Here is a 9764-nt window from a genome sequence, read left to right as displayed (position 1 = left end):
CTTGTTCTTCTCTCATATCTCTATCTTATGAACTTTAATTGATTTTCAAAGTCTCAGACAGAGTTTAGATTACAGTCTCCTGACTCCAATTAACAGTATTTATTTGGTTGGGTGTTTTATAATAGCTTCATTAGCAGTGGGATTTTATGCAACAGTTAATCCGGATTTAATAGGAGTTATCGGCACATTTATAGCCTTATTTAGTGGAATTTTATTTTCCTTTACCTTTTTAATGTTTGAGGCTTCAAAAAAGAAAAAACAGGAGTTAATTGGGATTTTGAATGAATTAGGTTTAACCTTTAAAGCTTTTCAAGAAGTACAATTTCTGCCGGAAAATGATAAATATAATTTATCAGATATCCACAATAGATTAAGGTACATAAAATTTGCTGACACTCTTTTTACTTCGATAGTTTTATTAGTAATAATTTCCATTTTTATTTTTTTAGGAGGAATCTCATTAGGCATCACAATAGATTATTTTGTATCTTATAAATATCAAGGAATTCTTCATAACTTAGGATTAAGTTTTTATTCGTTTTTCACCTGTATTTACATATGGACAGTCTTTATTTTGGCTGTTAAAGTTTATCGGTTCTACATGTTTGAACTGAAATTATAAATCTATCCGGTTAAAAACCATATACATAAACAATATGGTTTCCTAATATCAAACCAAAGCCTTCTCCAACCTTAATTTCCTCTTTTCCCAATCGGAAATCATTTCGGATTGCAGCTCATAAAAGGCTGTGGTTGGAGTAGATCAAGTGGCATAGCTCTTGGATGACTACATACTCAATGCATTTTGATGGGGTCTTGATGACCTCCGGATTCAGTATGATCCTTCCTTTTGGGGCGCAACTCCCCCAACCTTTTTGCATTCGGATTAAACGATGGTTTGAGAAAAACTTAAGGAAGCAGTACCTTTCTGTTTTGGAGAAATTCTAGGCTACTGTTGATGCGTATAAATGCCTCAAATTCTATTTTTTTTTTGTAACCATGATTATTCTATATTTTATTTTCTTTAATAATTATTGAAGAGCTCTAGCTATCTCCTAGGAAAAATAATTAAGCTAGTTTTGTTTACTATATCGTAGAAGGTAACCTAATACCATCCAAAAGGCCTTGAATAAATTATCCTCTTAGAGAATTTTCTAGCTCCTGGTTAAAAATGAAATTATCCCCATATTTCATCTAAACTTTTAAGCTATGCTAGTGATCAATAATTTCAATACAGGAAACAATAGCCGGACCATTATTGCCGATCAGGTTTTTGCCTCAGATGAGGAGATCTATATCCCCTCCCTCCTTTCCCAATCTGAGAAAGAAGATTTACCCGCCTTTTTTACCCATTTTTTCACACAGCAATATACCTTACCAGAAGCCAGGGCCGCTTTGGGTGCCTTATCAATAAAAATTATTCATGGGGGACTGGTTACTTACTGGGAATCTGTAGGCCATGCATTTAATTTTAAGCAGGATTTCGCCAAGCTGATTGAAGCGGCATTTCTGATTTCACAGGAAAACCACCCACACTTGAAGGTAAAAACCATCTCGAAATCCAATCTGGTTCCCAAAGCAGTTTTAAAAAAGAGCAGAAAGCTTTCCCATATCCTACCCTATTTACCTTATTCCACTGACCCGAAAGATTCCTTAGATCCACTCCTCAACCTAAAGATGCTTTTCATCGACCCCAAACCAAAAAAGCTGTTGTCTGTTTTGAACGATTGGAGTCTTTGCACATTAGGGGACTTAAAGCCTTCTTATGAACTCAAAAGGGACCATTATTTTTATGATATGGTATTTCATCTGGTTTTGGATGCTTGCCATTTGATTTATGTGAGAAGTGAGGATAAGTAGAAATATCCCCTTTCTTAATTGAAATTATCAATTGACAATTATCAAAACACAAATTATTTTTCACATTATACTGTGAAAAACACTAACATATCCCATCAAATTAATAGGACACACATCTATTTTCACACTATAATGTGATTTATATTGATTTACAATCAACATTTTGCTATTTTTATCAAAAATCACATTATAATGACAATTAATGAGATCGGAAATAGCATTCGGGAGCGTCGCAAAATGTTGGACATCACCCAGCCAGATCTAGCGGAAATGGCCCAAATCAGCATCAACACCCTCTACAAAATCGAAAGAGGTGAGGCCAATCCTTCGATAAGGGTTTTAAACCAAATTGCCAATATCCTGGGACTGGAAATTTCAATAGCTGTCAAAAAAGTAACTGATCGATGAAAAGGGCCAAGGTATTAAGAAACGGAGAATTGGTAGGCTGGCTAACCAAAGAAGGCCCTGAAAAGTACACCTTTTCATATGACCAGACCTGGTTTGATGATCCCCAAAAACCTGCGCTTAGCCTTACTTTGCCCAAAAGCCAAAAAGATTATCGATCAGAACACCTATTTCCTTTCTTTTTCAATATGCTTTCCGAAGGTGTAAACTTAAAGCTCCAAGCCCGTCAATACCAGATTGACGAATCTGATTACTTTGGACTTTTATTGCGCACCGCTGACAAAGAAACCATAGGCCCCATCACTGTCCACCCCATAAATGAACCATGATTAAGATTACCAACTGCCCTGGCACACTAGCACCCGATCACGAGACTTATAGTAGCCGATGCATCAGGCATATGTTCGAAGGTAAAAAAACAAGCCATTTTTTACCTTACCAGAGCCACCAGTCCAATAATGATCAGGAAATGGCAGCCTTGATGGATAATCGGAAACGAATATCCATTTCCGGAGTCCAAGAAAAATTATCTGTCATTTGGGATAAAGGAGTTATCCGCTTGACCAAAATAGGTGAACAAGGCACTTATATCCTTAAACCAATCCCTAGAGATTTAGAAAGAGTGGACCAGGTTCCCGCAAATGAGCACCTGACCATGCAGATAGCCAAGCAAGTATATGGGTTGACAACCGCCGAAAATGCCTTGATATTCTTTCAAAATGGAGAACCCGCTTATCTCACCAAAAGGTTTGATGTATTAAAAAACGGAAGAAAATTAGGGATCGAGGATTTTGCCACACTAGCGGGTAAAACAAAGGAAACCGATGGTGATGAATTCAAATACAATTACAGCTATGAGGGTATCGGAGACCTCATTAAACAATATGCCGCTGCTGCTCCCATAGCTATGGAAAACTTCTATAAATTAGTACTGTTTAATTTCCTGTTTTCCAATGGAGATGCCCACCTGAAAAACTTCAGCCTTTTGGAAACCCCTGCAGGAGATTACCAATTGAGTCCTGCCTATGACCTTACAAATTCCCGACTCCATGTAAAAGACCCAGAACTCGCTTTAAAAGATGGGCTTTTCAAAAACGATTATGAGACCGAAAGCTACAAAGCCAATGGGTTTTATGCGTACGATGATTTCCTTGAATTTGGAATAAGATTAGGAATTCTAGAGACAAGGGCACTGAAGATTTTAGGGGATTTCAAAACTGAGCACAAAGAGGTTAAAGATTTAATTTCCAGAAGTTTTCTGAGTGAAGAAGCAAAAAAAATCTATTTACAAACCTATCAAAATCGATTAAACTCCCTCAACTACTCATTTAACCATAAAACCTGACAGTTCACCATTCTCTTCAAATCACCATCTTAAATCCCCCTACCCCTTTTCCGCCTCTTCTTTTTCTTACGAGGAACTGAATTTACCTCCCCAGTATCAGGAACAGGCCTAAGCAGCAGATCAAGAATATCAATGGTACCACCAACAATTTGATGACTAAGGTAAATTTCTTTTCGATCTTTTGTTGCTGTTCGTGCTGGTATTGAAGTTCCATCTTTATCACCTCGAGTTTGGAATTCATTTTGATCCCGCACTGATAATTGGTCTCGATCTGATCGTTCTGTCTGTCCAGTTTTCTGCTGATGTGCAGCAGACTGTCCTGCATCTTGGGAATGTATCCCATAAACTCGAGTTGTTTTTTGACCATTTCCTGATAGCCCTCTTGGGTATTTTGATGTTGTTCTTGCGTTTGCCTGGCCAATTGCTTGGCGATCTCTAGTTTGCTCATAGTGTAAGGTATTTGCGATGTTCTTCCATTTGAATTGGTTGCCCAGGGATTGTCCTTTGGCCTTAAAACCATCATAACAATAAGCCACTCCTGAAACCCTGCCAGTGCTGGCTTGGTTGAACCAAAGGTTGGCTCCTGAAGCCTCTACTTCATGGATAAAATCCTCAATGGTATTGGTCTGTTTTAAGGCCTCTGCAATAATTTGCTGCAGCACCATTTTCTTGGAGGGTTTACCGGTTCTCATCACCATTTCGATCTCATCCTTATTGGGTGCCTTGACTTTGGCCTCCTTGCTGCTCTTTACTTGCTGCAGCCCATATTTCTTTTCCAGTTTGCGCACCAGACTTTCACTTCTTCTGTAATTGTTGCTGTCCGAGACCACGGTTCCATCAAACCGGTTTCTCAGTGCCAGCAAATGGCAATGAGGATGGTCGGCATCATGATGCCTGAAAATAAAATAGGCATTGTCATCGAAGCCCATGCCTTTCAGGTACTCATCCGCAATGGACAACATCTTATCATTTGATATTTTTTCCTCCTTGCCAAAGCTTAGGCTGACGTGGTAGGTGTTCCGTTTTAGCCGTGGATTCATGCTTTTCATGAGCTCTACTTCTTTTTGCACCATGTCCTTTTCCAAACTGGTGAAGTTGGTTTCCAAGACTTCAGCACGTCTTCCTTCATCTTTGACCACCAATTTTTTAAGATTATAATCCAGTGCTCCCATAAAGTTTTTGCCGATGGACTGTTTAGCGATCATGGAGTAGCAGTATGATGATCTGATTCAGTTTTTCGGAAAGAGCATCAATGGCTTTCATCCTGCCCGCTGGCACCTCAAATTTTGAATTGAGTTGTTTGGCTATCTGGTTGATATTATTACCAATTCTTTTGAGCTCCACATAGGTCTGCCTATCCAGTTTTGCGACCTTGGCCTTGGGCAACCTGTTTTTGAACACGCAGGCCCTGACCACGTCAGCGGCAGGCATCGATGCCACCTCGCATAAACTTCCCAGTACCCTGACCTCTTCTTCGGTCATCCGGAAAGTAAACTTTATATTTCTCTTCTGGTCTGCGGGTTTCTTTGGTCTTCCCATGAGTGAAATGAACGGAGTGAATTTCAGCCTGAGCGTAGCGAAGCAAGCCGTTTTGGTCTGACCAAAACATGGCTTGCTTCGCTACGACTTGTAAAACGTTTCTACCTTCGCATGCCAACACTTTTTGACTTTCGATGGTAATCGTTTAGATCTTTATGCCCCAAATAGTTGGCTGATTGGTCAGTGCATTGGCTGAAGTCTTTCAACAATCTTTTTGTCCAGGCCTTGCCTTGTATATCGTTGTCAAGGTAAAGGTTGACCCGTGGAAATCCTGCCAAAATCTTCTTTGCCGCATCCATATTAGACAGGGAATTGAGAACTAAGAAGTCATCTGGCTTCACTTCTTTTTGGTTGCGCTCGTAGAAACTGAGCAGGTCAAAAATTCCTTCGAACATATGAAGGTTGTTGCCTTCTCCTGGATAGTAGCTAATACCCTGGGCACTGCTTCCTTTCCAATAGGCATTCCGAATGGCCCAGCCGTTCTCGTTCCTATTTCCGATCCCGAAATACTTTTTGCCTCCTAAGGAATAATACACTTCCACACAGAATCTGGATGCGGTCTCGACGCTTACCTTCCGGTGAAGAAGGTAGTCCGTTAAGGCTGGATTGCTTCCAATGGATTTTACCGACCGGATTTCTATTTTATGCTCACGCTCCTTTTTTAAAGGTTTCTGTGGTTGAAAAGAAAGGGAATTATCCGTTATCGACTCGATGTATTGAAGAGCATCGGAAACGGATATGCCCGGTTTCAATTTCATGACCAGGTCAAGCAACTTGCCCCCATAATTATCATCTCCAAAATCAATCCATAGATTCTTGGAGGCACTGACCTTAAAGGAAGGTGTATTTTCTTTTCTATACGGGGAATGATAGAAATAACTGTCCCCCGAAACCTTAGAAGGACTGATTCCAAGCTTTTCCAGAAAAGCAATAAAGGAAAGCTCATTGACTCGTTTGATGTTCATGGTAAGGTTGTTAAATGGTGAAAATGTAAAATATGTCTACTACGGTTACTACATACTACAAATTGCCTCCTAACAAATATTGAGGAGTGTTCTTAGGAAAAATTGTAGTGTATAACCTTTCTTCTGGTGTTACCACAGAATAATCCCAGAAGCTATGTAGTGTGCTGTAGTAGTTTCCTCTTTCAACTACTTACTACATTTAAAACACTGTATTTCTACTGGTTAAATCCATTGTAGTAAGTAGTACCCTGATTCTCTATTTTAACATAATATCCCTTTCTGGGATATACCGATGAATGGTGACCACGCTTGGAACACTGCTCAAACCCCAATCTTTTAAGTGCCTTCCCTACCTCCTGCCTGTTGATTCTAACCTTCCCTTCTTCAAGAGCGGTCAACATGGTGACAATATCCGATGCGGTCATAAATGGATCCTCTTTAGTTCCCGGCATCAGATATTTCTGAACCAGTTCAAATTCCACGGTGATGGAACTAAAAAAGACATTGGCCCTTTCATTCTCCTCAATCTCCTCCCGGGTCATTTCAAATCTGAAACTGGAATGCAGTAGCTGATAGGCCTGTGACCAAACAATGTTGATGTCAATGTCCTTTTTGTAGTCCCAGTCAATTCCCTTAAGAGGAAAACAAAGCCAGCGGACACTTCCTGTTTCATCTGTCAGGAATTCAGCTTTATTGGTACTACCCCAGATAGAGGCCCTTCTAGGCTCCATCTTTGCTTTGCGGTCATAAGGATGACGAACTTTTATGTAAGACTTACTCATCAGAGTTTTCTGAGAATTAATCTCTGCACGGGAAAGGGAGGATAGTTCATCCTGGATGATCCCGAAGTTCTGGCAGAGTGCAATCAGGCTGTCCTTGTCCACCGAGATATTTTCAGCATAATACTCCCCCAATTCGGGAGGAATTAGAAAACGTGTCAACGTGGTCTTCCCTGTGTTCTGCTTGTCCTGGATAAAGATGAAAGCCTGTTTGTTGTAATAATCATTCCGAATGCTACAGGCCACGCAGCGTACCAACCATTTCTTAAACTGTACATTAAACCTCTTCTGATCCTCTGCATGGATATAAGAAGCAAATCGGCCGATATAATCACCATGCTCTTCCAGGTTCCATAATGCCCTGTACTTTTCAAAATAGGCTATAAAGGGATCGGTCGAAGGGATATAGTCTGAACTGAGAAAAGAGGATATTTCCCCGACCGAAGTCCTGTAACCTCCTGCCCTCGCTTCAATGTATAGTGTATTAGGATTGACCGGATGGTAACGGTTTGTTTCTTTCTCACTGACAAAGACCTCATTCAACACAATGTTATTGATGAAATCATACTTGGACATCAAATACTTGATCATTCGTACCGTGGAAGAATTCGAGCCATCGTCAAGTTCCTTGACTTTTTTATGGGGTCTCATCATTGCGGCTTTAATCAATTGAACATGAAGGAAAAACAGTACTAAATAGCGAGCACATAGAATACTGTTTCTGACAAAAGACTAGGCAGACTCTAAAAGGCCTACCTTTACTTTTTTAAGCCGTTCTTTTGCCTACCTGCATTCATGACTTCCGACTTCTTAAAATAAACCCTGGTATTAAAGACATGCTCCCTTAAAAATCCTTCCTTTCTCCAATTATTGATCGTGGTGCGCGACCTACCCAAAAGCTTCATGACTTCAGGGATCTGGATCAATTCATCCTCTGGCTCTTGGGCAGGTAAAACGCCCGAAAGCCGAGAAACTACAGCATCAGCGATTTCATCTACCAATACCTCCTTGTCAATTTGTGTTAAGATTACATCGTTCATGGCATAACTGTTTGATTACGCTCCAAACTTGCCTAAACTATCTTTTGGGTAGTTAATCCGGGTATACCCAAGTTTTCAAAAAAAGTTAGATTTCAATCTAAATTACTGTTCATAAGCCAATCATCCGTTAATTTTTTGAAAGTTCCCTTTAATTTTTTGAACAGATAGTATTAAAATTTTGGAAAGGAAATTCTTAACACGACTGTCCTTACCCACACGGATATAGTCAGGGAGTTTGGCGGTAATAAAGATGCGTTCGCCCTTTCCCAAAGCCCCTGCCGTCTCGTAGGCGATACCATCACCACCGACAATACTGTCAAAAAAGGCAAAGGCATCACAGTTCTGCACTACCTGATAATCCTTACCCACTACGCCCAATACTGCATTATTATCAGTGCATACCGTGGCGAAATAGTCGGGTACGTTCAGTTCTTCCGAACCGACCAACAAACCATCATCCCCTGCCAGTAACTTATCGGCTTTGGTAAGCAGTTTTCTTTTCTCCACTTCAAAATCCAGTCCTGCATGAATAATGGCTTCCGCACTGGTGGGATGGTCAGTTACGATCTGTCCCAATCCGTGCCATGCTTTTTGCTGTACCGAGAAAAAGCTGTGTTTCCCTGTTGCTTCATTGAAATTGATATTGTGTGACATGTTCTTTTATTGTTTAAGTGATGAATTGGATTAAAATGGTAGGTCTTCAGTTTCCTCCACCGTTACTTCAAGTTCAGATTTACCATTCTGCTGTTGTCCGTTCTTTTTGTTCGCGGATGCTACCAGTTTGATGTTATTGGTATGAAAGGTGAGATTGCCCAATGCCTTACCATTACCATTGACGTAGGCATCCACACCGATGCGCCCATATAGCTGTACGATTGCACCTTTGTTCAGCCATTCGGCAACCTTGCTGCTTATCCAGTATGCACACCTAATGAAGGTGGCTACATCCTTAACTTCGCCCGCTTGGGTCTTGAAGCGGTCATTGATGGCAATGGTGAAATTGACCACCTTGCGTTCATCTTCCAGTTGGTGGACGGTTGCGTCCGCTGTCAGTCTTCCTGTGATTTCCATAATTCCTGTTTTTTTAAGAATGAATAATTGTTTAACAGTTCGTCCTTTTTATCCGTCTACTCCCGAAAAGCGCTGTTTTTCAAAAGAAAAAACGGAAAAAAAGAAAGCAGGAATCCAGTGCAGCCCACAGTGGGAAAGGCCAAAAGGAAACTGAATAAAGGAAGGGTATGCGGACAGGAAAAATGCCAGAACAAACAAAAAAGACAAGACCGGCATGTGTTTATACGGTAGTCTTTTGGCCGGGTATGTACGGGAGGGGGCGCACTACATTAGCTGCCTTTTGTTCCGTTTCGAATGAAAAACACCTTATGATGTCATTTCAAAACAGTCTGGAAAAAACCGTCATGGGATGGACATGAAGATCCTTTTCACAGAAAAGATCGTAATAAACAGCCCGGTCCACAGGAGACGGCGACCATTACCCTCCAATACCATATACCTACTTTAAAGAGGTTCGGGCGGTACTCGAAAACAGGTAGTTTTACCTAAATCTAAAAATCACTGAAACCAGTGATGTAAGGGCATTGGGTTTAAGCTATATTAACAACCTAGTATCGAATAAAATCAGTTTTTTATACTGCTCTAGTTTATATATACCAACAGCCACAAACACCGATAACTATGAAAACTCCCACTATCGGTCCCACGTTATTTTTTTTCGTACTACTCACAGTTATATTTAGTAATTGCGGAGAAAAAGAAAAGCCCCGATCAACGATCACTTTATACAATCAACCCTTATCTGTCATACAGGATACCC

Annotated in this window: 12 protein-coding genes and 1 pseudogene; 5 read left to right on the top strand and 8 right to left on the bottom strand. The window is 40.4% G+C overall.

All coding sequences use genetic code 11. The features are described from left to right. The first annotated feature begins 136 nt into the window (after nt 1-136). Nucleotides 137-622: a hypothetical protein gene (locus ACYVAA_RS21065; RefSeq protein ID WP_460545628.1), complete on the top strand. Its 486-nt coding sequence runs from the start codon at nt 137-139 to the stop codon at nt 620-622. A gap of 115 nt (nt 623-737) precedes the next feature. On the opposite strand, the gene ACYVAA_RS21060 is transcribed toward ACYVAA_RS21065, so the two are convergent. Continuing rightward, a complete protein-coding gene (locus tag ACYVAA_RS21060; protein ID WP_460545626.1) occupies nt 738-881 on the bottom strand; it encodes a M48 metallopeptidase family protein in 144 nt (47 codons plus the stop codon). 328 nt (nt 882-1209) lie between these two features. Here ACYVAA_RS21060 and ACYVAA_RS21055 point away from each other — a divergent pair, with 328 nt between their 5' ends. The 4 genes from ACYVAA_RS21055 (at nt 1210) to ACYVAA_RS21040 (ending at nt 3610) form a co-directional block, all read left to right on the top strand. Continuing rightward, nucleotides 1210-1860 carry a hypothetical protein gene (locus ACYVAA_RS21055; RefSeq protein WP_460545624.1) on the top strand — a complete coding sequence of 217 codons (651 nt, stop codon included), beginning with the start codon at nt 1210-1212 and terminating at the stop codon, nt 1858-1860. 192 nt (nt 1861-2052) lie between these two features. Next, nucleotides 2053-2268, top strand: a complete 216-nt coding sequence (locus ACYVAA_RS21050) for a helix-turn-helix domain-containing protein (RefSeq protein WP_460545622.1) — start codon at nt 2053-2055, stop codon at nt 2266-2268. Next, on the top strand, nt 2265-2594 hold the full coding sequence (locus tag ACYVAA_RS21045) for a HipA N-terminal domain-containing protein (protein ID WP_460545620.1): 330 nt from the start codon (nt 2265-2267) through the stop codon (nt 2592-2594). The genes ACYVAA_RS21050 and ACYVAA_RS21045 overlap by 4 nt, the downstream gene beginning before the upstream one ends. Further along, on the top strand, nt 2591-3610 hold the full coding sequence (locus ACYVAA_RS21040; RefSeq protein ID WP_460545618.1) for a type II toxin-antitoxin system HipA family toxin: 1020 nt from the start codon (nt 2591-2593) through the stop codon (nt 3608-3610). The genes ACYVAA_RS21045 and ACYVAA_RS21040 overlap by 4 nt, the downstream gene beginning before the upstream one ends. A 29-nt stretch (nt 3611-3639) precedes the next feature. Here the strand turns inward: ACYVAA_RS21040 and ACYVAA_RS21035 are convergent, their stop codons facing one another. From ACYVAA_RS21035 to ACYVAA_RS21005, 7 genes and pseudogenes are all read right to left on the bottom strand, one after another. Further along, nucleotides 3640-4815 carry a relaxase/mobilization nuclease domain-containing protein gene (locus ACYVAA_RS21035; RefSeq protein ID WP_460545616.1) on the bottom strand — a complete coding sequence of 392 codons (1176 nt, stop codon included), beginning with the start codon at nt 4813-4815 and terminating at the stop codon, nt 3640-3642. Continuing rightward, a complete protein-coding gene (gene mobC, locus ACYVAA_RS21030; protein ID WP_460545614.1) occupies nt 4805-5149 on the bottom strand; it encodes a plasmid mobilization relaxosome protein MobC in 345 nt (114 codons plus the stop codon). Before mobC ends, ACYVAA_RS21035 begins: the two co-directional genes overlap by 11 nt. Nucleotides 5150-5250: 101 nt before the next feature. Further along, nucleotides 5251-6114, bottom strand: a complete 864-nt coding sequence (locus tag ACYVAA_RS21025) for a toprim domain-containing protein (protein ID WP_460545612.1) — start codon at nt 6112-6114, stop codon at nt 5251-5253. 215 nt (nt 6115-6329) lie between these two features. Continuing rightward, the gene (locus ACYVAA_RS21020; RefSeq protein WP_460545610.1) at nt 6330-7547 is read right to left on the bottom strand and encodes a virulence-associated E family protein; all 1218 of its coding nucleotides are present in this window, start codon (nt 7545-7547) and stop codon (nt 6330-6332) included. A gap of 104 nt (nt 7548-7651) precedes the next feature. Beyond that, nucleotides 7652-7933, bottom strand: a complete 282-nt coding sequence (locus ACYVAA_RS21015) for a helix-turn-helix transcriptional regulator (protein ID WP_460545608.1) — start codon at nt 7931-7933, stop codon at nt 7652-7654. A 195-nt stretch (nt 7934-8128) separates the two neighbouring features. Then, nucleotides 8129-8587 (bottom strand): annotated as a pseudogene (locus ACYVAA_RS21010) (DUF932 domain-containing protein); the annotation flags it as partial. Between the two features lie 30 nt (nt 8588-8617). Next, on the bottom strand, nt 8618-9004 hold the full coding sequence (locus ACYVAA_RS21005; RefSeq protein ID WP_460545606.1) for a single-stranded DNA-binding protein: 387 nt from the start codon (nt 9002-9004) through the stop codon (nt 8618-8620). Nucleotides 9005-9764 lie beyond the last annotated feature (760 nt).

Source organism: Echinicola sediminis (assembly GCF_054777495.1).
This window is presented reverse-complemented; position numbering and strand designations above follow the sequence as displayed.